The sequence below is a fragment of the Novosphingobium clariflavum genome (assembly GCF_026420865.1).
GTDB lineage: Bacteria > Pseudomonadota > Alphaproteobacteria > Sphingomonadales > Sphingomonadaceae > Novosphingobium > Novosphingobium clariflavum.
In genome coordinates this window covers 1-22,848 of the sequence record NZ_JAPCWC010000016.1, presented here as the reverse complement: position 1 = coordinate 22,848, position 22,848 = coordinate 1, and the positions used below count along the sequence as shown (strand labels likewise).

Here is a 22,848-nt window from a genome sequence, read left to right as displayed (position 1 = left end):
ATCACGACGAGCCGGTCAGGCGGGACAGCGCGGCCTGGTAATTGGCCAGCTGCGCCTTCTGGTAGGCCGATCCGCCGTTGGACGAGACGGTGCCGTCGACCAGGTTGGCCTTGGTCGAATCCCAGTAGAGCGAACGATAGGCGCTCTGCGTCATCGAGATCGCCGACTTGACCTTGGTGAGGGCATTGGCCGCCGCATCGGCGGTGGTCAGGTTGAGCGCGCTGGTCAGCGACAGGCTGTAGGCGCCGCCCGGCGTGACGGCGGGGTCCTTCTTGCTCTTGGTCTTGGGCGTGCTGAGCTTGACCGGCGAGAGGCCGAGCTTGGCCAGCGCATCCTTGCCATCGCTGCCTTCGCCCAGCACCAGCGTATGACCGGAGGCCACCGAGATCTTGAGCGTGGTCTGGCCGTCGACCAGCGAGGTGGTGACGGTCGCGTCGGTGCCGGTGATCTTCTTGATCTTGGCCGCCAGCGTGGTCATCGTCTCGTTCTTGGCGATGGTGATCGTCTTGGCGTCCTCGCCGTCGACCGAGATCGTGAACTCGTCGCCGGTGCGCAGGCTGGTCTGGGTGACCAGCGTGGCCGAGGTGGTCGGATTGAGCAACCCGCTGTGCAGCCCGAGCGCGCCCAGGGCATTGTCGCCGCCCGAAAGCGTGGTGATGCGCACCGGCTCGACCTTGGAGGCGACGAGGCCCCACTGCGAGACTTTCTGCACTTCGCCGGTATCGCCGTCGACCCGGGCGATGAAGCCGTCGGTCGAGCCCGCCTTGGTGCCCGAAAGCGTGCCGGCGGTCCGGCCGCCGACGTAGAGCGTGCCGTTCAGCCAGGTGACGCTGTCGGCCTGGTCGTCCTCCGAAGTGCCGATATAGGTCGTGCTGGCGGTGGTGAGACCGGCGTCGATACGCGTGACGAACGCATCGCGGGCGCCGGTGATGGTATTGACCTGGTCGCCTTCGAGGGCCGTGCTGGTGGCGCCGACCACGGCGATCTCGCCGGTGTCGGAGACGGCGATGGCGCGGGCCTCGACGGTGCCGAGCGTGACCGAGGAAAGGTCGGTCGAGAGCGAATTCGCGTCGATCTGGCGCAGCGAGGCGACGCCGTTTTCGTTGGTCAGCGCCAGCAGGTTGCCCGAGGCGTCGATGGCGAGGGCGTTGACCATGTCGTTGCCGCCGCTGTCGATCGTGCGGCGTTCGACGAAAGTGCCGGTGGCATCGAGCTTGACGATCACCGCGTCGCCGCCGCCGGTCGAGGCCCGTCCGGCCACGTAGATGCTGCCGTCGTTGCCGACGGTGACGGCATTGGCGGTTTCGCTGCCGGTCTGGCGGATTGCGGTGGCGGAGAGTTCCTCGCCGCTGGTGCTGTAGCGGGCGACGAGGAGGTCGGTCTGGCTGGAATCGCTGTTGTTGAATTCGCCGCTGACCGAGCCGGCGACCACGAGGTCGCCGTTCGGCGCAAAGCTGATCGCCGAGCCGGAGGCCGAACCGGCCCCGCCGAGATTGCGCTGCCAGACGACATTGCCTTCGGAATCGACCTTGGTGAGGAACAGGTCGTTCGAGCCGTCCGTCACCGCGCTGCCGACGTCGCCATCGGTGGTGCCGACGATATAGCTGAACCCGTCGCTGTCGGTGACCATCGCGCGCGCGGCGGTATCGGCATGGACGGTGTAGTCGGTATCCTCGTCGTCATCCTCGCTGGCGGCGGCTTCGGCCTGGGCGGTGGCGGCGCTGTCGACGGCGCTGACCGTGCCGAGGCGTTCCCAGGTCAGGTCGCCGTCGATGTCCGAGAAGCGATAGACTTCGGCATCGGTGATGGAATTGTCGACGGTCTTGCCATTGGCGTCGGTGGTGGTGCTCTTGCGGGTCTCGCCGCTGGCGACCATGATGGAGTCGCCGGCACCGACTTGTTCGAGCGAGACTTTCTCGACGCCCGAGGGGTTGAAGACGAGGCCCCATTTCTCGGCATCGGAATCGTACTTGACGGTGAAGTTCGACTTCCACTGGCTGACCGGGTTGCCATCGGCATCGAGCACGGGGTCGCCGTTGGCGTCGAGCTGCGGTGTCGCGCCGATCGCGGCATTGAGCGCGGCGGCAACGGAATCGAGTGTCGGCGGCTGGGTCGATTGCGACAGGTCGACGCTGACCGTCTGGGTGGTCGTGCCCTTGGTGAGCGTGACCTCGAACACTTCGGAGCCGGTGAGGCCGGTGATCGCGTCGCCTTCCTTGGTGGACACCGCAGTGCCCGCAATCGCGCCGGTGACGTCGGGCTTGTTCACCGCGATCGTCTGCGCGCGGCTGGCCGAAGTGCCGAAGTTGAGCGTCAGCAGGTCGGTATCGGCACTGCCGATATAGGTCTGGAGGTCGGAGAGGCCTTTGGCGAAGGCCTTTTCCAGCGCCGCGCGCTCGGTCTTCGAGGTGCCGGACTTGGCCGCGCTTTCGGCCAGGACCTGGAGGCTGGTCAGCGCCTTGTAGATCGTGAAGGTGGTGCGCACGTCGGGCAGGTCGTCGAGCGAACTGTCACGGCTATAGGAATCGTCGATGATCGAGCGCAGCTTCTTGATCGCGGCGGCCTGCTTGGTGATCGAGGAGGTGTCCGCCGCGTCGGTCTTCCACGGCGGCGTGGTGGCCGCCAGCGTGAAGGCCTTCTTGGCCGCGAGCACCTTGGCGCTTTCGGTCGAGGTCGCGGCAGAGAGCGCGCTGGTATAGGCGCTGGTTCCGCCGAGAATCGAAAGGCCGGTGAGCCCGCTGCTGTACTTTATCGTCAATTCTGCCTCCCGGACTTCGCACCCGTCCGCTATCATCCTATAAGATAGACGGTCGCAGGTGCCGACAGGTCGGCTTCGCGGACTTTTTTGGGGATGAAAGACGTGACGATGATGGCCGCGGTGGGCGAACCGCCCGAGCTCAAGAAATTTTCGGGAATGCAGCGCGCTGCCGCGCTGATGCTCTCGCTCGGCCACGAGCAGGGCGGCCCGATCTGGGATCAGTTGACGACCGAGGAGATCAAGGAACTGTCCTCGACGATCTCGCAGCTTGGCCGGGTGCCGGCGGTGGTCGTCGAATATCTGCTGGTGCAGTTCTCGGGCGAAGTGTCGAGCATGTCGACGCTGCATGGTTCCTACGAGACCACCGAGCGCCTGCTGGAAGGCATCATGCCGACCGACAAGGTCAAGGAGATCATGGAGGACATCCGCGGTCCTTCCGGTCGCACGATGTGGGACAAGCTGTCCAACGTCAGCGAGGCGGTGCTCGCGGGCTATCTCAAGAACGAATATCCGCAGACGGTGGCGGTGATCCTGCACAAGCTGCGGCCCGATCACGCGGCGAGGGTCCTGTCGGAACTCCCGCGCGAGTTCGCCACCGACGTCGTCATGCGCATGCTGCGCATGGACACGGTGCAGAAGGACGTGCTGGTCCAGGTCGAGCAGACGCTCAAGAGCGAGTTCATGACCAACCTCTCGCGCGCGCAGCGGCGCGATCCGCACGAGACGATGGCCGAGATGTTCAACGCGCTCGACCGCTCGACCGAGGAAGCCATGCTCGAGGCGCTCGACGACAAGGCGCCGGAATCGGCCGAGCGCATCCGTGCGCTGATGTTCACGTTCGAGGATCTCGCCAACCTGCTGCCCGGCGCGATCCAGACGATCGTGCGCAATTGCAACAAGCGCGAACTGGCCTTGGCGCTCAAGGGTTCGCCGGAGGACATGAAGAAGGTCTTCTTCAACGCCATGACCGAACGCGCCGCCAAGCTGATGCGCGACGACATGGCCGCGATGGGGCCGGTCCGCGCGCGCGAATGCGAGGAAGCGCAGACCGCGCTGGTGCGGCTGGCAAAGTCGCTGGGCGACCGCGGCGAGATCATGCTGGTCGATCCCAAGAGCGACGATGCAATGATCTATTGATGCTTGATTCTTATCGATTTATTTGAATTAATCAGGTCAGGAACGACAGGTGCGGCTGGATACATCGCGAATGGAGAAAGCCATGAGCATTGAGCCCTTCGGTTTCGACAGGGTCTTCCGCTTTACGTCCGCGGAGGCCGAGGAAAAGGACAACGGCAAGGCCGCCTACGAGGAGCTTGCCGCGCTTGAGGCGCGCATGGAGCGCATGCGCGAGGAGCATGCCGCCGAACTGGTGCGCGCCCGTTCGGACGGCTTCGAGGCCGGGCTCGAGCAGGCCCGGCACGAGCGGGACACCGCGCTGCTGGCCGCGACCGATGCCTTGCATGCCGGGCTCGACGACGTCACCCGGCGTTTCGACGAGGTGACCGGGCAGGTCGGGCGCGAGGCGGCATCGGTGGCGCTGCTGGCCGCCGAGATGCTGGCCGGCCATGCGGTGGCGCTGGAGCCGGCCCGCGCCATCGACGAGGCGCTCACCCGCGCGCTCGACCAGGTGGCGCGCGGCACGCGCATCACCGTGCGCGTCCATCCCTCGCTGCGCGCGCATCTGGAGCAGGTGGTCGCCGCCCGCCAGGCCAGCGAGCGGCGGGAACTGTCGATCCTGGTGATCGACGATCCTGCCGTGGCGCCCAGCGATGCGCGGATCGGCTGGGTCGAGGGCGGTCTCGGTGTCGATGCGGCCGCGCGCCGCGAGGCGGTGCTGGCCGAACTTGCCGGCCTGCTGGAACCGGCTGCCGCGCAAGTGGCTGAAAGCGCACCGCAAGCTGTCGAAGCTGCGGTTTCGCGGGATGGCGAGCCTGCAGAATCGCCCGATCAGGCCGGGCTCGGCGCCGCCGCATAAACTTTTCCGGCAACCGGCAAGAGTTGCCTAGTCTCTTATCCTATAATGTTTGTGAGCGAGGCCAGGGGGGCCTCGCCGGGAATAAGAGGCGATCTTGAACGCGTTGCGCAACTTTATCGAGCAGATCGGCATGCGCCGTGCCCTGCTGATGGGCGGTGTCGCTCTCGCGATGCTCGGCGGCCTTGCCTGGGTGGGGCTGCGCAGCCCCGCCGCGGAGATGGGCTACCTCTACTCCGATCTCGATCCGGCCGCGGCCCAGTCGATCACCGAGAAGCTCAAGGCGCAGAACGTGCCGTTCCAGCTGTCGGCCGACGGCAGCGCGGTGATGGCCCCGGTCGACAAGCTGGCCGAGCTGCGCATGTCGCTGGCCGGTGAGCAGCTCGGCGGCAAGATCGGGTACGAAGTGCTCGACGCGGAAGAGCCTTTCGGCGTTTCCTCCTCGCGCGCGCGGCTCAACGAGACCCGTGCGATCGAGGGCGAGCTGTCCCGCTCGATCGAGACGCTGGAGAAAGTCAGCAAGGCGCGTGTCCATATCGTCATGCCCGAGCGGGCGATGTTCGAGACCCAGCCGCGCAAGGCCAGCGCCGCCGTCACCGTGAAGACCGCCGGGCGCCTGCCCGGCGAGACGGTCCAGGCGATCCGCTACCTGGTGTCCTCGGCGGTGCCCGACCTCAATCCGGAAGCGGTGTCGATCGTCGACCAGACCGGCGCGCTGCTGGCGCGGGCAGGGGACGCCGGTGCCGGTGGTTCGGGCGATCTCGAGGAGCGCCAGTCGGCGATCGAGGCGCGCCTGCGCGATGAGATCGAGGCGATGATCGAGCCGATCGTCGGCCAGGGCAAGGTGCGCGCCGAAGTGGCCGCCGTGCTCGAACGCGATCAGGTGCGCGAGGAATCGGAAGTCTACGATCCCGACAAGCAGGTCGTGGCCCACCAGACCACGGTGGAATCCAGCGACCAGAACGACGAGAACGCCGCCGGTGCGCGCGGCGTCACGGTCGCCACCCAGCTTCCCGACAACACCACCAACGTCAACGGCAACGGCGGCGACAGCCGGCGTTCTGCCCGCAACGAGACCTCGGAAGATACCACCTACCAGAACAGCCGCACCCAGAAGGTCGCGGTGCGCAATCCCGGCCAGCTTTCGCGCCTGACCGTGGCGGTCATGGTCGACGGCGGTCCGCAGGGGCTGCCCGCCGCCCAGGTCCAGCGCCTGCAGCGCCTGGTCGAGAATGCGGTCGGCTTCGATGCCGGGCGCGGCGACAGCGTGGTGGTCGAGAACATGGCGTTCAACACCCCGGCCGATGTCGACGGCGTTTCGGGTGGATTGCCGTTCGGCCTCACCTGGGACCGGTTGTTCGACGTGCTCAAGATCGTGCTGGTCGGCGGTATCGCCCTCATCGCGCTGCGCATGCTCAAGCCCAAGCTGCTGCCGCCGGTGCAGCCGCCGCTGCTCGAAGGCGTGGTGGAGCAGCGCGATGCGATCGACGGCGAGATGCTCTCGCTGGGCGAGCGCGCCGCCGACGGCGACGAGGAGGCAATGCGCCGGCTGGAAGAACTGCGCGGCGCGCAGGGCGAGCCGCTGCTCGATCAGGAAATCGCGCTGGCCCAGGTCGATGGCCGCATCAAGCTGTCGGCCCTGCGCCGCATCGGTGATGCCATCTCCGCCAGCCCCGCCGAATCCGCTTCGGTGATCCGCCAATGGATGAACAGTTGAAAGGCCCTCTCATGAGCGACGACTTCGAGCCGCGGCAGCTTGCGCCCGCTTTCCTCAACGACGACGAGTCCGCGGACGGGCCGGTCGAGGCGATGGGCGGCTGGAACACCAAGCCCGGCACCCCGCCCACGCCCGACGATCTCCAGGCGGTGTTCGACGTTCCGGTCAAGGTCCAGGCCGTGCTGGGACGCTCGCGCATGGACATCGGCGAACTGCTGCGGCTGAAGCCGGGCATGGTGGTCGAACTCGACCGCCGCGTCGGCGAGCCGGTCGACATCTTTGTCAACAACCGCCTGATCGCGCGCGGCGAAGTCGTGCTGATCGACAGCACGCTGGGTGTCACGCTCACCGAAATTGTGAGGCAGGAGGGATGAACCCCGGCCGCGCCCTTGAAACCGGCCCGGAGACGGAGCTCGACAGCCTGCCGGAAGAGCCGGTCGGCGACGTCGTCCGCGGCGAGGCGGACAGCGCCACCACGCGGCTCATGCTGGTCGGTGAACTCGGCCCGACGATGGGGCTGGCGGTGGAAATGGTGCGCGGATCGGCCGCGAGCATCTCGGTCGGCACTCCGGGCATGGCGATCCGCGAGAGCTGGCGCGGCGGCGGCGACGTCACCGTGGTCGAGCTTGCGGTGGACATGGCCGATGTGGTGGCGCGGCTGCGCGGGGAGCGCGCCGGCAAGCCGCCGTTCCGCCGCGCGGTCAGCGGGCTGGTCGGCCACAGTGTCGACCATGTCGAGCGCGAGCTGATCCTGCAGACACTCGAACGCTGCGCAGGCAACCGCACCAGCGCGGCCTCGATGCTGGGCATCTCGGTGCGCACGATGCGCAACAAGCTGCGCACGTTCCTGGCCGACGGGCAGGCGCTGCCGCCTGCGCTCGTGCGGCACTGACCGCCGGCGAAATTCGCTGCCTGACAGGCGGCCGGGCCGAACCGCGGCCCGCGTTCCCTTCCTTCTCCCAAGCATGGTGATGCGATGAATGCCGTTGGCCGCTCCGGTCTTCCTGCCAAGCTCGAGCAATTCCTGAACCGCCTGGGGCCGAGCCGCGACCTGGCGCTGGCGATCGGCGTCACCGCGATCATCGCCATGCTCATCCTGCCGATGCCCGGCTGGATGCTCGACATGGGTCTGGCGCTCTCGATCACCGCCTCGGTGCTGATCCTGATGACGGCGCTGTTCATCGAGAAGCCGCTCCAGCTGTCGAGCTTCCCGACGATCCTGCTGATCGTGACGATGATGCGCCTCGGCCTGAACCTGGCCTCGACCCGCCTGATCCTCGGCCACGGGCATGAGGGCCATCATGCGGCGGGCGGGGTGATCGCGGCCTTCGGCGAGTTCCTGATGGGCGGCGAGACGGTGATCGGCCTCACCATCTTCGCGATCCTCATCGTCATCAACTTCGTGGTCATCACCAAGGGTGCGGGCCGCATTGCCGAAGTGGCGGCGCGCTTCAGCCTCGATGCCATGCCCGGCAAGCAGATGGCGATCGACGCCGACCTCAATGCCGGCACCATCACCGAAGCCCAGGCGCGCGACCGCCGCGCCGAGATCGAGGCCGAGAGCGGCTTCTACGGCGCGATGGACGGTGCCTCGAAGTTCGTGAAGGGCGATGCCGTCGCGGGCCTGCTGATCACCGGCATCAACGTGGTTGTCGGCCTGATCATCGGTGTCGCCATTCACGGCGTGCCGTTTGCCGAAGCCTTCAAGACCTACACGATCCTGACCGTCGGCGACGGCCTGGTCAGCCAGATCCCGGCGCTGATCGTCTCCACCGCGGCGGGCCTGCTGGTCTCCAAGGGCGGCGTCACCGGCAAGACCGGCGCGGCGCTGGGTGAGCAGCTTGGCCGTTATCCCAAGGCCTTCGGCATCGTCGCGGTGCTGATGGGGGCGCTGTCGCTGGTTCCCGGCCTGCCGTTCTTCCCCTTCGCCTCGCTCGCCGGCCTGTGCGGCTGGGCGGCCTGGACGATGACCAAAAAGGCCGAGGCGGAGACCATCCGCGAGAACATGGAAGCCGCCCAGGCCAGGCAGCGCGAGGCCGCTGCCGCCGAGGAACCCATCGCCCGCACGCTCGCCATCGACGCGCTGCGCATCGAACTCGGCTACGGGCTGCTGCCGCTGATCAACGATGCCACCGCCGAGCCGCGCCTCGACGATCAGGTCAAGGCGCTGCGCCGCCAGATGGCGACCGACTACGGCTTCGTGCTGCCCTCGGTGCGCATTCTCGACAACATGGCGCTGCAGCCCAACGAATACATCGTCTTCGTCAAGGAGACCGAGATCGCGCGCGGCGAACTGCGCATCGGCAAGCTCCTGCTGATCAACGCCTCGGGCCAGGAAACCGGCCTGCGCGGCGAGCCGACCAAGGAGCCGGTGTTCCAGCTTCCGGCGCTGTGGATCGACCGCGAGATGCGCGACGAGGCCGGTTTCCGGGGGCTCACCGTGGTCGACTGCGGCACCGTCGTCACCACGCACCTCACCGAGATCGTCAAGGACAACATCGCCGACCTGCTCTCCTATACCGAGACGCAGAAGCTGCTCAACGAGGTACACAAGGACACCGAGAAGCTGATCGCCGACCTGATCCCGGCCAAGATCTCGATCTCGGGCGTGCAGCGCATCCTGCAGAACCTGCTGTCCGAAGGCGTCTCGATCCGCGACGTGCCGACGATCCTCGAGGGCATTGCCGAGGCGACGGCGATGACCAGCAACCTCACGCAAGTGACCGAGCATGTGCGTGCGCGCCTCGCCCGCCAGATTTCCGCCCAGCAGACCCTCGACGGCACGATCCCGATCGTCACGCTGGGCGGCGAATGGGACGAGGCCTTCAGCGAGGCGATCGTCGGCCAGGGCGACGAACGCCACCTGGCGATGGCGCCCTCGCACCTCCAGGCCTTCATCGCCGCCGTGCGCGAGGCCTACGACCGGTTTGCCGCGCAGGGCGAGATCCCCTGCCTGCTGACCAGCCCGCCGCTGCGCCCCTTCGTGCGCTCGATCATCGAGCGGGTGCGACCGGCCACGGTGGTGCTCTCGCAGAACGAGATCCATCCCCGCGCGCGCCTGCGCACGCTCGGGACGATTGGCTGAACCGGCAGTTTGCACAGGCTTGCGGGACCGGGAGGGCTGCAATCCCTCTATGATGAGATCTGGGCCGGACGATACCGGCAAGGGTAGCGACAGATGACGATTTCCATGAATGCGGTGTTTCCGATGACGGCTCCGGCGGCGGCGGCATCTGCTGCCCCGGCTGCCAGCGCGCCCGGCACGGTGCGCACCGCGGAGGCCTCGACCACGGGAGCCGGCAAGGCGGGCACTGCGGGCAAGGCGGGCACTGCGGGTGCTGCCGGGACCAAGGCATCGGGAAAGACGAATTCCACTGCGGGCGCGGCGAATAGCGACGCAAGGACGGCGGACGAAAGCTCCACCCCGACGTTCGGGGCACTGCTGGAGGAAGCCACTGCCGGCACGAATGGCGAAGCCGCGCCGCTCGATCCCGGTGCCGAAGCGATCGTTCCGCCCGCCGAAGGCGATGGGACGGTGGCCGACCCGGCGATTTCGATCGCCGCGGCCACTTTCGCCGCCGCTTTCCCGGAGGCGGCTGCAACCGCGCAGGGAGCGCCCGTCGTCAAGCCGGTCGACCTCGCGGCGCACAAGCCCGCGGCCGTGCAGCCTGCCGGGGCCGAACAGGACGCACTGCCGCAAGTTGCCGTTGCCACAGTGCAGGATGGCGAGGGCAATGCCGCCAAGGGCGCCGCCAAAACGAAAGATGCGCAAGGCGCCAAGAGCAGCGGTGAAACCGATGCTCGCATCGCGGATGCCGCGCTTGCCGATGCGGCGCAGCAAGCGCTTCCGGTCGTCGCTCAGTCGGCCGCACCAGCCGACCCTGCTTCGCCGACGGCAGCCGCGCAGGCGCTGCTGGCCACCGCCGCGCAAGCTGGCGGTGATGGTTCCGCCGCGTCCGAACCCGCTGAAGAGGGGGGCAAGGCAGATACCGTTTCCACCCCGGCGCTTGCGGCGAGCGGGAAGGGCGAGACTGCAAGGCACACCGCATTTTCCCCCGCCGCCACGGCCTCCACGGCCTCGACGCAAGGCAAGGATGCGGGCGAGGCTACAACGGCGCACACCACCGGCAATGCCTCGCACGAGGCAGGCACCGCGCTTGCCGATGCGGGTTCCGCGCGCGGCGAGACGGCCGCGCTCTCCAGCCCCGTGCTCACCCAGACTTTCGCCCCGGTCGCCAGCCGCCCGGCGGCGCTGCCTTATCCGGCCAGCACGACGGCGAGCCCGCAGAGCGCTTCGGTCACCGTGCAGGAAGGCCAGTTCGGCACCGACATGGGCGTGCAGATCGCGCGTGCGCTCGATGCCGGCGGCAACGACCTGCTGATCAAGCTCGATCCGCGCCACATGGGCCGTATCGACGTGCGCCTGTCGTTCGACCACGACGGCGTGCTGCGCGCGGTGATGTCGGCGGACAGTTCCACCGCGGCCGAGATGCTCCGCCGTGAAAGCACCGATCTCAACCGGGCGCTGGCCGATGCCGGCATCCGCGCGGACGGCCAGTCTCTGCGCTTCGATACGCGTGCGGGTGGCGGCCAGGATGGCGGCCAGAACGGCAACTCGCGCTGGCAGGGCGGACAAGGCGCGCAGGGGCAGGCTGCCTCCGGCTTCGCCGATAGTTTTGGCGGGGGCGACGACCCGGTCTACCGGTCGCTCAGGAGCAGCGGCCACGTCGATCTCATGGCATAGGACATCCATAGAACATGACCACAGTCTCCAGCACTTCGTCGTCGTCGAGCGACAGCACCACGGCGGCGAGCACCAGCCTGCTTTCGGACTACAACCTGTTCCTGAAGCTGCTGACCACGCAGATGACCAACCAGGATCCGCTCAACCCGACGGACACCTCGGAATATACCCAGCAGCTGGTGCAGTATTCGCAGGTCGAGCAGCAGATCCAGCAGAACGGCACGCTGACCGACATCCTCTCGCAGCTGACCTCCTCGCAGATGGCGCAGTATTCGAGCTTCATCGGCAAGGATGCGCGCTTCGATTCCGCGGTGGCCGGCCTCGGCGACGATCCCGCCCACTGGACCTACTACGTCAATGGCACGCCGGCTTCGGTGACCGCCACGATTTCCGATGCCAATGGCAAGGTCGTGCAGACGGTGACGCTCGATCCCACCGCGCAGGGCGAGTACCAGTGGGACGGGACCAAGGCGGACGGCACCACGGCCGCCAGCGGCGCCTATACGCTGGCCGTCACCGCGACCGACGCGGCCGGCAACACGCTCGATACCACGATCAATTCGGTGGCCCGGGTTTCCGACGTGGTGACCGACGGCTCGACGATCATGCTCGGCGTCAACGGCATCCGCATGTCGGTGGACGGCCTCGTCGCGCTGGCCGCGACCAGCAGCGACATCTGATTGCGGCGAGGGGCCTGATCGCCCGGGAAATGCCCCTCGAGGGTATTTTTCGGGCCGGTCTCGCCCCATCGCGCGGCACGTCTCGAAGCGGCCTGCGAGCGGGCGAGATCCTCCTGCGCCGAGAGCGCGGAGGTGGCGGCGCAGGCACGCAGATTTTCATCAGTCCGGCAAGGTTGGTCCGGTGGTGCCGCCGCGCCGGTCTGGCCAGTCAGGGGCGGGGCGGGCGGGTCCTGCCCCTGAGTGTGCGGATTCATGCGGCGCAGGGGCGCGCTCGGGGAGCGCCGCGAGCGGGCGGCGGTCGTCGGCCAGCCGGTCCCGCTTAGAGCAGTTTCCGATCCGACCGCATCGGATAAACTGCGCTAAGATTTTGGTTTTACGCGTTTTCCGAGTCATCAGGTGATTCCACCTGATTGGAAGACGCTCTAATGGCGCGGGGCCTGCCAGGGCGGCACATCGCTGCACAGGTCCGCGTCGAGGCGGGTGCAGCCGGGTACCTGGTCGGGCAAGGCCAGAACCATCAGGCAATCCATGATCGAGGGATCGTCGACGGGACCGATCATGTCGCTCACATCGTCCTCGCAAATGCCGGGCAGGGTCCGGCACCGCGCTGCCGCGGCGTTCCAGAGTTGATTGGGCGAATCCACCCTCAGCTTTAATGAAAACCGATATTCAATTTGCGACATTGCATTGTTTTCAGTGTTTTCCGTGCGCCCCGAAGGAAAATTCTCTGTCATCAATCTCTCAAGAATTGTTCCAGTGACGTCTTCCGGTCACGAGGAGCCCGATCTTCGGCCTGCCCGGTGAGGGGCATCGGGATTTTCGGGAGTTCCTGGCGACTTGGGCGTATGCGACCTTTTGCCCTCCAACCCATGGCTTTCGTATACTGTACGACCAACTAAGGGATTTCCCGTATGGGCATTCCTGAGTGCCGAAATCCCCGTAAAACTGCGAAAAATTAGATGGTTAACTTGGAGTATGGGGGTTTTCCCCATGGCGGTTTTCAGGCTTTTGCGGGGCAGGGTGGACCCGGCCAGAAACGACCTGTCGGGCGGTGTGAACCGGGCATGCGGCTGAGCGGGTGCAGGGCGCGCGCAGGAGCGGAGGCGGTGCCGCTGGGGAGCGCGGCGATCGGGCCAGGGGAGCAATGACGGGCGACGACCATGTAAGGGCGCCGACAGGCCGCGGCCATGCCCGTTCACCGCTGCGCGGGAGACACGAAATTACAGGGGAAATCCACCGGAGCGTGCTGCGCTGATGACAGGCTGCAAGGCCGCATCGTTTCGCATGATGCCGGATGGGATGTCCGGCGCGCGAAAATGGAGGCCCGAGCCGGAATCGAACCGGCGTGCACGGATTTGCAGTCTCGCTGGGGAGACACTCCGTATCATCGGGATTGACCCTATTGCACGGGTTTGAAGGCGCTCCCCTCTGTTCAGGGTGCGGGCAATCTGAGGTTTATGCGCGACTCGATTCGAGCTTGCGCTGGCTATGGAAATTGAGGGCGGAAAGCCCTGCGGTCTTCACGGTGTCGTCGTCAACGTGAGCATACCTGAGGGTCGTTTGGATTGCGGAGTGACCCATGATCTTCTGCAACACTCGGATATTCACGCCAGCCTGCACAGCCCTCGTAGCGTAGGAATGTCTACAAGTGTGGAATACGAAGCTGCTGTCCGAGGACAGTCCCATCTTCGCCCGCGCCTTGTCCCATTCGTTCCTGAGCTGCCAGTAGTCAGGCATGTTCCCGTCCTCGGAGACGAGAGGCATCAATAGGTCGTAAAGCTCCTTGTTGATTGGGACGCTTCGAGACTTCCCGCTCTTGGTTCCTGTGCCCCACAGGTAGACCCATTCGGGCGTCACCTGTTCCTCCGTCAGCTCGATCAGCTCAGAGACTCGAAGCCCTGTCCGAATCGCGATGTAGACCATCGTGTCGTATGGCTTCGGGAGCAGCTCCAAGAGAGTGTCTTCCTCGTCATACGTCAGCCAGCGGATGCGGCCTTCGTCCTCGTCTCGCCACTCAAGCTCGGGAAGAACCTTCTGCCTCAGGTCCCTGCGCTTGCAGAACTTGAGGAAGGCACTCACGGTCGAGAGGTAGCGGTTGAGAGTGGCTTCACTCATGGCCCCCTTCCGGCGACCCTTACGACCTTCGGAGCGTAGGGTGGCGATCAGGTCGTCCACCTTGTTGCTGTCGATGGCATCCACCGCCATGTCGTCTCCCCATACGGAGATAATACGATCCAGCTTTCGGAAGCTCTCAAGCTCGGTGGACTGTCCGAACCATAGGATTCCCTCAGCTCTCTTGCGGGCTTCCGCCAGCGTGGGGAGCTTTGGAGCTTCAGGTTTCGGGGAGGGGCATTTGGGAGGCGGGGAGTTGCTCAGTTGAGCAGTCAGTTCATTCTGGAAGCGTCTGGCTTCGGACAGGCTGGTGGCGTTCTTTCGTCGTCGCTGTCCGTTGACCGTCACTTCGACGCGGTAGCGACCCGTGGGGACGCCGCCGCGCTTTTCTTCGTAGATAGACACTTCATCCTCCTTGCTCATCGTTGTGGTCGGGGGCGGTGGTAGGAGCGGGGACCTTGGAGAGTTTCTTCACCAACGCCCGTCCCTGCGGAGACAGTGCGTACATGTTCTTCCGCAGCTCCATAGGGTCCGTATCGCGGCTTATCAGGCCGAAGCCCTCACCGCCTGCGCGGGTCTTCTCGGACATGTCGAGCAGGTAGCGGCTCGCCGTGGACTTCTTGAGCGAAGCAAGCTCGGAAAGCTCCGAGAGGCTAAGACCCTCGTTCATGGATACGATCATGAACATGTGCGCCTGAGCTACAGGCATGGTAGGGCTTATGGCTCTAAAGGCTTCCAAGGCATCACAAATGAGGCGCAAAGGCGTTCGGTCGTAAGAGGCGGTCGGGACGGTATTCACGGGGGTTCTCCATCATGTTTCCCACTTCAAGGAACGTCCCGGAAAGTGGAAGGTGCTAGATCGTATATACGCACCTAACGGTTACTGCAACAGTGATATACCTCTAGAAAAACACAGATCGCCGCCTGTCTCACTGAGGGACTTTGGACGATCTGTGGTTTTTTACTTCTGGCCTAGGCCGAACTTGTTGACGAGAGCGCGGATGCCAAAAGAAGCCGCGATGGCAGCGAGGAATGACACCTTGTACCAGTCAGGGGCGAGACTAATGGCGACGAATCCGTCACTTACAACTCGTCTACCCCACTCACCAAAGAACGCAAGGATCATTGGCAGCGAAAGCAGCAGAGTGAGATACTCGTCTTTCCACGAGTGTTCCATCTGTGAAGCGGCTTCTCGATCCCAGTCAATCTCAGCGTCTATGGACTTATTGAGGCGAGCGACTTCCGCTTCGGCTTGAGCCACAGCGATCTTCGTTTTGCCTTCCAGCTCGATTTCCTTGAGCTTCTGACGTTTCTCTAGGGCGTTGCCGCCGATCCCGAGGATGGTGGTGATAATGTCGAGCAGCATAAGCTCTTTTAGCCTCCGACGAAGATTTGCAGGAGGCGCGGAGCAGCGATGCCACTTGCGGCGGCGAGCAGTGTACCCATGCCGAGCAGCTTGGCTCCCGACTTCTCAAGGGCACGAATGCGGCTCTCATGGTCATCCATGCGCGTGTGCGAATGAGCGACCCGATCAAGGAAGTTGTCGATCTTTTCCTCAACGCGGGTGAGGCGCTCGATAATGGTTGCGTCGTTATTGGACACGTAGGGTTCCTTAGGGCCGATAGTTCGCTCGGCGCGGGATATGGGGGATAGGTTTGATAAGGGGGATGAAGGCTTTCACCTGCATCACGGTAACGCCGGGAGCTGCTTTCAGAGGGACGAAGGCTTTGGCCTGCGAAACCGTAACGCCGGGAGCCGCCTTCAGTGGCATAAAGGCTTTCGCCTGCGTTACGGTTAGGGTCATGCGGCGCTCTCGAAGCCCATTTCAAAGCCGGTGGCGTTGAAGGCGGAGTAGGTGATCCGGTAGGGGATGGGTCTGCCAGAGATACCTTCCGTGAGCATGATGGTATCACCTACCGTCTCGGACCCGCCGCTGATTACGATAGGCTTGAGGCCCATAGGTCCGGTGGTTTCCATTTTGCCTCGGAGGCCGAACCAGACGCGATTAATGTCGATAAGTCCTACAGGAATCGCGGGGGCATTGGCGACACCGAAGGTCAGTCGCTCACCCTCCGTTCCAGACGCCGCACCATCGGAATCGTTGAGTGCGGTGTCGTCGATTGCCGTGTAGTCACCATTATCGAAGGTGTTGTAAGTGCCTGCGGCATCGGGACCACGATAGGCTACCTTCGATCCGATGGTGTTAATGCCTACAGTCGCGAGGACTTGCGAGAAGGCGTAGCCGTTGTTCGACCCTGAGTTGCCATGCACCACGACCGCATCCACGCGGGTCAGTGCCGACATGGAGAAGGGTGTTTCGGGAATAACCAGAATCTGCTCCTGCCAGAGCGTGAAGGTGTGGTTCCCGTCCTCCCCGATCTTCAGGCGGCAAGCCATCTCACCGTGGGCATAAGGCACAGTCACAACTACGTTCGAGATATTCGTCCAGACAGGCGCGGCGAACGTTCCGCTATTGTACTGAGCGTATACGGTCTGGCCGTTGATCGCGTTGTAGAAGCGTACCAGCGGGCGGTCCTGATCGTCCACGAACTCGCAAATAGAGGCGGTGCCCCAATCGTTGTTTCGACCCCAATCCATGCGGAGCCACAGCGTTTCACCCGCCACGGCGGCGTCCGACTCCCCTGTGTCTTCATTGAGGAAATCGAAGTAGCAGTACGCAGTGGCTCCGCTAATGTCGATGTAGGTGTCGGTGTAGGCGGTATCCCGCCAACTTCCGGTGTTATCCGTAGCGCCAGCAGCGCGACAGAATGCGGCCTTAGCGCCCACGTAGAGTACGCGGTTTGCCATTAGGATCGGGTTCCTTTGATGGAGGCAGCGAAGTCCTCGATAGCGGCGTCAGTGTCGGAAGGTGCCTGAATGACCAGAAGGTCGCCGGGAGCGAAAGACAGTGCGACACCTGAGGTCGAGAAGGACACTACGCCTGCGGTGGAGATTGTGATGGTGCCTACGTCCTTGCCGTTCTTGAGGATGCGGAGGACGAAGGTGGTTTCAGGTGGGTTGCCGACGCGGCCATATGCGGCGTTCGCGAAGTTGGCAGGGAAGGTCACATTCTCAGCAAATGCCGAGAGCATGAGCTTTTCCTCGAAGGAAGGTGCCACCGTGAAGTAGATGGGGAGCGTGTAGGCGGTAGAGCCTGCGGGACCCGTAGGACCGGCAGGACCCGCAGGACCCTCGGGGCCGGGACCACCTTCGGGGCCGGTGGGACCTTCAGGGCCGATAGGACCCTGCGGACCCGTCAGGCCGGTGAGGCCCTGCGGCCCCTGTGGGCCTTGAGCGCCGGTAGGACCTTGAGGCCCCGGTTCGCCCGGAGCGCCCTGCGGACCCGGAGCGCCCTGAAGCGTCTCGACAAGCGAGGCGTAGCCGTCAACCGCGTGAAACGAGGTAACGGGGAGAAGTGTGTCTGCTGCCATGTGGCTTTAGTCCTGGGGGTATCGGTAGGCAGGCTGAATGCGCATCGGGCCTGAGAAGTCTTCCTGCTGCTGCTGGTCACTCAGTTCTTGGATGCAGACGCCGTATCGCTGCGCGAAGCGCTGAAGGCGCTCGTCCTCGTAATGGTCGGCAGCGTACTCTGCGGCTCCGTAGATCAGCGCATCGGCGCAGGCGGTCGCCCACACGTTCGTCTGAGCATCGTTCTGAAGCTGGGCATCCATCCCATAATAGCGGAGGTAGATCGTCTCATCAGGCTTCGGGTACGGGCGCATCCGAATGTCGTGGCCGGTCTGGATGAAGCACTCAGGAACGCCTAGGGTCTTAGGGCGCTTGAGCCAGTAGGACGTATCGACCCTTTCGAGCTGGCCGTGATCCGTGAACAGCTCGATCATTTCGAGGTAGTCAGGTGGGACGCGGAAGCCGCCCTTCTGAGCCTCGGCAATCGAGAAGGTCACATACTTCTGCATGAAAGAGAGGCGCAGCTCCCGCTCAAGGCGAACCTGTGCGTCTCGGATGAACTGAGCCGCGAGGTCGTCAGTCATGTCGCTGCGGTTGATTAGGCCCCGCAGGCGGGCCTTGAGCTGGGAGAAATTCACTTAGGATTAAATCTTGCGGTTGGTAGCGATCAGACCCTCCATGTCCTCACGGTGGAGGCGCTTGAGGATTTCGGGGATCGTGATGTTCTTGTCGAAAATGTCGAAGCCTTCGAGACGCCACTTCTCGACCAGTGCCTCGGGGATGCTGGCGACATGGTGGAAGTTGCCCATCGGGGCGCTCATGGAGGCGTCACGCTTCTCGCGGAGGTTCTTGAGGAAGGAGTCGGGCAGAGCCTGTGTGAGCTTGCGGACTACCTGAGAGCCTTCGACGCGGAAGTTGGCTTGAGCGTCGATAAGGCTCGGCGCGGGTTCAGAAATGTTCATTTAGGCTGGGGCAGGAGGGATTTAGGGGAGGCAAAAAACAAGGCCCCACGCTCCCGGTTAGGGAACGCAGGGCCTCGTTGGCTGCGATTACAGCAGGCCGGTGATGAGCGGCGACGACTTGAAGTTGGTGTTCTTCAGGCCGAACTCGCCAACCAGCATCTGCCGGTTGCTGTCGCCGGTCTTGGCGAGCGGAGTGCGCGACCAGCCACGCAGGGTCACGTTCTTCCACATGCTCGGGTCGAGCAGCCACGCAACGCTCGAAAGCTGGTAGCGGTTCAGGATGACCTTGTACTCCCCGAACGGCGAGACGTAGAGGTCAACCACGTTGACGATCTTGCGGCTGTCACCGTCAATGTCGCGGGTACGACCAGCGGCGTTGGTGAAGCCTGCGACCACGAGGGCGTCGGTCGGCTTAATCATCAGGTAGGTCGGCTCCGCGCCTTCCGTGTAACCCTTCTGGCCCGCTTCGAGCAGATGGGCTTCGGTGAATGCGGCACCGCCTGCATTAACGGTTACGTCCGCGTCCACCATCTTCGTAGCCGAGGCCGTGCGGCGGGCAACGTCGCTGGTCGAGAGGACGCCAGCCTGATCGCGACCGATGTAAGCGTACTCAAGGTCGCGCTTCAGCTCCTTGCCAGCCTTCACGGTCTGGTAGGCGGTTTCGCGGGCGCGACCGTGCTGATCGACCGCATCCTCAGTTTCCGAGATTTTGAAGGTCTTTTCGAGAATCTGCGTGTAGTTCTCGCGCATTTCGGGCGGCGACAGGGTGGCGTCCGAAGCCTCGAAGCCTTCGACCTGTGCGTTGTCCTTCGGGTCAGCGAGCGAGTCTTCGAGCCACTCGAACTTGCGGCTCTTGGTCGTGTCCGAGCCGATCAGCGAAAGGAACGGGGTCTTGGTCGGCGTCAGGTTGCTGATCGTGTTGGAAACATCTTCCTTGATGCCAACGGTGTCGTAGGTGGTGTAGGTAGGCATGGGGTATTACTTCTGTGGTATTCTGAGAGAGATTGGGGTTTGTTGAGGGGTTGGGTTAGGCGTCAGTCGTTGCTGTCTTCCCAGCCTGCGAGCAGGGCAGCGACGGCATCTTCCGTCGAGCCGGACTTGCGCAGGCGGGCCTGAGCTTCCGTGGCCTTGTCCTTGGAGCCGAGGGCACCCGTGGTGCGGACGGCAGGCTTCACGACACGCGAAGGGGCAGCTTTGGGCGTGGTACGCTTCGCAGCGGCCTTGTCCTTGAGCTGGCGGTACTTCATCGCGTCATACATCAGCTTGATAGCGGCAGGATCAACCACACCGTTGACCATGTTGGCGTCCATACCGATCTTTACGGCGTGGGCACGTACCTGATCGTAGACTTCCCGGTTCCAGCCCGGAATGTCCCGCTCAAGGATCGCAATGGTTTCCTTGGCGGCGGCGGTGTTCTGCGTCTGGCGCTCCTGTACGAGCTGACCCACAACATCGTCGGCCTCCTGTCGGAGATACGAGAGGTCTTCGTGGGCCTCGCGGGCTTCCTCACGGAGAGCGGCGAACTCAGCCGGATTGAGGCGCTGCTGGGCAACCATCCAGTCGATCTTGGCGAACGGCGCATAGCGCTGCTCGGCACGGTTGATCTGGCGCTGCATCGCAACGATATAGCGCTCGCCTTCGCTGTCTGCGGCCTTTCGGGCGGCAGCAACTTCCTGCGACTTACGGGTCAGGGATGCTTCCTGACCGAACAGGCGCTTCAGTTCCTTGACGGTGACATGCTTCGTTTCGCCGTCAACCGTAATGGAGACACGGTGATCGTCACCGGCCTCGGGGGAACCTTCGCCTTCCTGCTCAGTGTGGGAGGAATCTTCCTCGCCGCGTTCTTCGTCTTCCAGCAGCGCGAGTGCAGCCGCGTCGTCATCATCGCTACCTTCGACCACAGGAGCCTCGTGGGAGACTTCATGTTCGATGGTGCTGGAAGTTTCCCCTTCGCCCTTGTCGTCGGATGGCGTCTCTGCGTCCTGCCACTGGCTCATGAGGTTGTTGATAGCTTCGTCTTCCGAGAAGCTGGGTGCATTGACGGCCTCAGTCGTGAGGGTGGTCATTGGTCAGTGTTACCTTGGATAAAAATAGGGCCTTCGACCTCGTGCTGGTCACGGTCGTTAAGTGCGGCGTCGAGGGAGATAATTGCCTCGTCCTTTGCTTGGACGCGGGCGTTCAATTCGGCCTCGATAGCCTGTAGGCCACGGTAGAGATTGTAGGTGTCTTCACGCCCATCACGGTCGGACGGCTTGCTTTCGGTGAACGTAGCGAAGCATTCGACTGCGAGGGACTGAATGACGGATTGGAATGTGGGGTCCGAAAGGAGACTAGCGGCTGCTAGTCCCCTCTCGATTGTGGCTTCGTTGCTCACTGGCCTGCACCACCCATTGCTCGCGCAATGTAATCGTACAGCCCGCCAAGCATACCACCGGAGGCAGGAGCCTGCTGCTGCTGCTGCTGTGGGGTCGGCTGGTTGGGCTGACCCTGAGGGCCTCCGGTCGAAGCGGAGCCGGTGGGCTTATTGGTCTGAAGCTCGCGAAGGGCTTGAACGAGCTGCTGCTGCCGGGTTTGGTAGTCAGCGGCACTTTCGCCCTGTCGCTTGCCTTCAGAGAGCGCCCGATTGACGGCATCAAAGCGATACTGCCACTGATTGAGGCGCGGGTCCGCCTGTGGGGATGCCTGAGGCATGAGGTTAGAGATTATCCGTTAGGAGAAATGATGGCCGTGGCCTTGACGTTCTCGTCAGCCGCACGTTCTTCAGCCGCCTGTGCCAGCTCCATTTCGACCTGAGACACTTCGATCCGGTTCTCAGTCTCTGCGGCCTTGCGCTCTTGGTCGTGAGTACGGATGGTGAAGTCGAGGGTCTTGAAGCGAGCCTCCATGTCAGCGCGGAGCTGCTCAAGCTGGTTGGCCTGCTCTGCCTTCTTCTCGGCAAGGGCCTGCTTACGGTCGTCAAGCTGCATCTGGTGCTGAATCTGCTGCTGGGCAAGCTGCTGCTGCGGATCGGGCTGCGGGGGCGGGGTGGTCTTCGGGTCGCTCAGGAACTGAGCCACATCACGGTGGCCCTTCGTCTCCATGATGGCCTTGTAGAGATTGTACCTCTTATCAGGGCCGAACAGGTGACTGATCGAGGGGTCCTGAGCCAGCATGGTGCCGAGCTGGACGTATTCTTGTGCTCGCTGTTCGCGCTCACCGTACCCAAGGCGGAAGTCGATAACTACGTCCCGCTGACGCTCCCAAGAGGAAGGCGTTACAGGGACCCAGCTTCCCGCAATGTCGATGATGCGGTCACGCTTTTCATTCTCGACAACGAGACGATAAACCTCAAGGAACAGCGGGGCCAGGAACTGAGCAGCAAAGGCTCGGGCCATCGTCTTCTGACGCTGCATGGAGGCGCTGATGAGCTGCTCCACCATACCCTGCGAGTTTTGGGTGCTGATCGCATCCTTGTTCAGACCCTGAGACAGCCGGGATACGCCGGTTACGTCTTCCTTGTCGTCGTCGAGCATTCCAATGGTCTGGAAGACGAACGGGTTCAGAGGGGCCTGCGGAAGCGGGAAGATGCCATCCTGCCGCGTCACGTTGACGAGGCCACCGAGGCGGTTGTCCAGCAGTTCGCGGGGGTTGGTCAGGGCACCCTTAACGACACCATAGCGTGGGTTGTTCGCGACAACGGCATGGTCAAGGATCGAGCGGATCAGAACCGTCTTGGCATTCTGCGTCGGAATTACGCGAGCCGCGAAGTTCTCACCCCAAAAGCGATGGGGCGTTGGAAGCGGCGCATAGGAGACGAATGGGTGGCGAGCGACTTGCTCACGGTCCAGCACTACGTCTCCGCAGTGGATGATCTTCCAGAGCTTCGTTCCGGTGCCATCGGCGTCGATCCGAGCGTAAGTCTCATAGACCACATGCTTCCGGGTGCCGCTCTGGTTGTCGGTAGGGTCGGAAATGAAGGTGTCGCCACCAATGTCCGCGAGGCGGTTGAGACGCTCGGGGTCATTCTCAAGTTCATCGTCCTTGCCGTCACTGAGCTTGCGGACGAGAGCCTTATCGAAGCCTTCCGCAATCAGTTCGTCCTTGGATTTCTCCTGACGATGAGCGATCAGCGGCGAGGTCCGCAGGCAGCGAATGAACGGAGGGACAATCAGTTCCTCCATCGGGATCGCAAGGATGCGGACTTGGCTGCGGTCGTCCGATCGGTAGAGCTTGCCTCCGATCAGACCCGTCTCGGTGTCAACGTCCAGCTCCGCGCCAACCACGGTGTCGTCAGCGAGAAGATCGTCGATTTCGTCTTCGGTGAGGTCCTTGAAGGTTTCCTCAATCTCGACGACCTCGTGGTCCCAATAGACCTTGGCTACAGAGTTGCGATGCGTAAGACCGCCGTGGATAATGGAGCCGAACAGCTCCGTGCCTCCGTTTTGGTCGAACACAACATGCTTAGTGTAAGCCGTGGCCACCTTGGCCAGCTCAACGTCTTCCTCTCCGCGAGGGG

24 protein-coding genes are annotated in these 22,848 nt (G+C 63.8%); 8 read left to right on the top strand and 16 right to left on the bottom strand.

Going from position 1 to position 22,848, the window contains the following annotated elements; genetic code table 11:
* Window position 1: 1 nt before the first annotated feature.
* Window positions 2–2,758 (bottom strand): NHL repeat-containing protein, encoded by a 2,757-nt coding sequence (locus OKA11_RS17175; RefSeq protein WP_267222541.1) that lies wholly within the window; start codon window positions 2,756–2,758, stop codon window positions 2–4.
* A 108-nt stretch (window positions 2,759–2,866) separates the two neighbouring features.
* Here OKA11_RS17175 and fliG point away from each other — a divergent pair, with 108 nt between their 5' ends.
* The 8 genes from fliG to OKA11_RS17135 all read left to right on the top strand — a co-directional run bounded on the left by fliG (window position 2,867) and on the right by OKA11_RS17135 (window position 11,871).
* Entirely contained in the window at window positions 2,867–3,895 is a 1,029-nt protein-coding gene (gene fliG / locus OKA11_RS17170; protein ID WP_370584569.1) for a flagellar motor switch protein FliG, read from the top strand.
* An 82-nt stretch (window positions 3,896–3,977) separates the two neighbouring features.
* Window positions 3,978–4,733 carry a FliH/SctL family protein gene (locus OKA11_RS17165; RefSeq protein WP_267222537.1) on the top strand — a complete coding sequence of 252 codons (756 nt, stop codon included), beginning with the start codon at window positions 3,978–3,980 and terminating at the stop codon, window positions 4,731–4,733.
* A gap of 94 nt (window positions 4,734–4,827) precedes the next feature.
* Window positions 4,828–6,447 (top strand): flagellar basal-body MS-ring/collar protein FliF, encoded by a 1,620-nt coding sequence (gene fliF, locus OKA11_RS17160; RefSeq protein WP_379489396.1) that lies wholly within the window; start codon window positions 4,828–4,830, stop codon window positions 6,445–6,447.
* An 11-nt stretch (window positions 6,448–6,458) separates the two neighbouring features.
* The gene (fliN, locus tag OKA11_RS17155; RefSeq protein ID WP_267222535.1) at window positions 6,459–6,821 is read left to right on the top strand and encodes a flagellar motor switch protein FliN; all 363 of its coding nucleotides are present in this window, start codon (window positions 6,459–6,461) and stop codon (window positions 6,819–6,821) included.
* Window positions 6,818–7,339, top strand: a complete 522-nt coding sequence (locus OKA11_RS24640; RefSeq protein ID WP_288804349.1) for a helix-turn-helix domain-containing protein — start codon at window positions 6,818–6,820, stop codon at window positions 7,337–7,339. The genes fliN and OKA11_RS24640 overlap by 4 nt, the downstream gene beginning before the upstream one ends.
* Window positions 7,340–7,423: 84 nt before the next feature.
* A complete protein-coding gene (gene flhA, locus OKA11_RS17145; RefSeq protein WP_267222533.1) occupies window positions 7,424–9,532 on the top strand; it encodes a flagellar biosynthesis protein FlhA in 2,109 nt (702 codons plus the stop codon).
* 93 nt (window positions 9,533–9,625) lie between these two features.
* A complete protein-coding gene (locus OKA11_RS17140; RefSeq protein ID WP_267222531.1) occupies window positions 9,626–11,191 on the top strand; it encodes a flagellar hook-length control protein FliK in 1,566 nt (521 codons plus the stop codon).
* 14 nt (window positions 11,192–11,205) lie between these two features.
* On the top strand, window positions 11,206–11,871 hold the full coding sequence (locus tag OKA11_RS17135) for a flagellar hook assembly protein FlgD (RefSeq protein ID WP_267222529.1): 666 nt from the start codon (window positions 11,206–11,208) through the stop codon (window positions 11,869–11,871).
* Between the two features lie 422 nt (window positions 11,872–12,293).
* On the opposite strand, the gene OKA11_RS17130 is transcribed toward OKA11_RS17135, so the two are convergent.
* From OKA11_RS17130 to OKA11_RS17060, 15 genes are all read right to left on the bottom strand, one after another.
* Window positions 12,294–12,431: a hypothetical protein gene (locus tag OKA11_RS17130; RefSeq protein WP_267222527.1), complete on the bottom strand. Its 138-nt coding sequence runs from the start codon at window positions 12,429–12,431 to the stop codon at window positions 12,294–12,296.
* A gap of 895 nt (window positions 12,432–13,326) precedes the next feature.
* Complete coding sequence (locus tag OKA11_RS17125) at window positions 13,327–14,388, bottom strand: tyrosine-type recombinase/integrase (protein WP_267222525.1); 1,062 nt, start codon at window positions 14,386–14,388, stop codon at window positions 13,327–13,329.
* A 1-nt stretch (window position 14,389) separates the two neighbouring features.
* Window positions 14,390–14,671 (bottom strand): MarR family winged helix-turn-helix transcriptional regulator, encoded by a 282-nt coding sequence (locus tag OKA11_RS17120; protein WP_267222523.1) that lies wholly within the window; start codon window positions 14,669–14,671, stop codon window positions 14,390–14,392.
* A 273-nt stretch (window positions 14,672–14,944) separates the two neighbouring features.
* On the bottom strand, window positions 14,945–15,349 hold the full coding sequence (locus OKA11_RS17115; RefSeq protein ID WP_267222521.1) for a hypothetical protein: 405 nt from the start codon (window positions 15,347–15,349) through the stop codon (window positions 14,945–14,947).
* Window positions 15,350–15,357: 8 nt separating this feature from the next.
* The gene (locus OKA11_RS17110) at window positions 15,358–15,585 is read right to left on the bottom strand and encodes a hypothetical protein (RefSeq protein ID WP_267222518.1); all 228 of its coding nucleotides are present in this window, start codon (window positions 15,583–15,585) and stop codon (window positions 15,358–15,360) included.
* A 10-nt stretch (window positions 15,586–15,595) separates the two neighbouring features.
* Entirely contained in the window at window positions 15,596–15,787 is a 192-nt protein-coding gene (locus OKA11_RS17105) for a hypothetical protein (protein WP_267222516.1), read from the bottom strand.
* Window positions 15,784–16,791 (bottom strand): hypothetical protein, encoded by a 1,008-nt coding sequence (locus tag OKA11_RS17100; protein ID WP_267222514.1) that lies wholly within the window; start codon window positions 16,789–16,791, stop codon window positions 15,784–15,786. The genes OKA11_RS17105 and OKA11_RS17100 overlap by 4 nt, the downstream gene beginning before the upstream one ends.
* Window positions 16,791–17,075 carry a hypothetical protein gene (locus OKA11_RS17095; RefSeq protein WP_267222512.1) on the bottom strand — a complete coding sequence of 95 codons (285 nt, stop codon included), beginning with the start codon at window positions 17,073–17,075 and terminating at the stop codon, window positions 16,791–16,793. The genes OKA11_RS17100 and OKA11_RS17095 overlap by 1 nt, the downstream gene beginning before the upstream one ends.
* Window positions 17,076–17,420: 345 nt before the next feature.
* Window positions 17,421–18,029, bottom strand: a complete 609-nt coding sequence (locus tag OKA11_RS17090) for a phage adaptor protein (RefSeq protein ID WP_267222510.1) — start codon at window positions 18,027–18,029, stop codon at window positions 17,421–17,423.
* A gap of 6 nt (window positions 18,030–18,035) precedes the next feature.
* The gene (locus OKA11_RS17085; protein WP_267222508.1) at window positions 18,036–18,353 is read right to left on the bottom strand and encodes a hypothetical protein; all 318 of its coding nucleotides are present in this window, start codon (window positions 18,351–18,353) and stop codon (window positions 18,036–18,038) included.
* Between the two features lie 87 nt (window positions 18,354–18,440).
* The gene (locus tag OKA11_RS17080; RefSeq protein ID WP_267222506.1) at window positions 18,441–19,325 is read right to left on the bottom strand and encodes an SU10 major capsid protein; all 885 of its coding nucleotides are present in this window, start codon (window positions 19,323–19,325) and stop codon (window positions 18,441–18,443) included.
* 62 nt (window positions 19,326–19,387) lie between these two features.
* Complete coding sequence (locus OKA11_RS17075) at window positions 19,388–20,419, bottom strand: hypothetical protein (protein WP_267222504.1); 1,032 nt, start codon at window positions 20,417–20,419, stop codon at window positions 19,388–19,390.
* The gene (locus OKA11_RS17070; protein ID WP_267222502.1) at window positions 20,416–20,727 is read right to left on the bottom strand and encodes a hypothetical protein; all 312 of its coding nucleotides are present in this window, start codon (window positions 20,725–20,727) and stop codon (window positions 20,416–20,418) included. The genes OKA11_RS17075 and OKA11_RS17070 overlap by 4 nt, the downstream gene beginning before the upstream one ends.
* Entirely contained in the window at window positions 20,724–21,044 is a 321-nt protein-coding gene (locus tag OKA11_RS17065) for a hypothetical protein (protein WP_267222500.1), read from the bottom strand. Before OKA11_RS17065 ends, OKA11_RS17070 begins: the two co-directional genes overlap by 4 nt.
* Before the next feature lie 11 nt (window positions 21,045–21,055).
* The coding region (locus OKA11_RS17060) for a portal protein (RefSeq protein WP_267222498.1) at window positions 21,056–22,848 on the bottom strand (1,793 nt) is incomplete at its 5' end.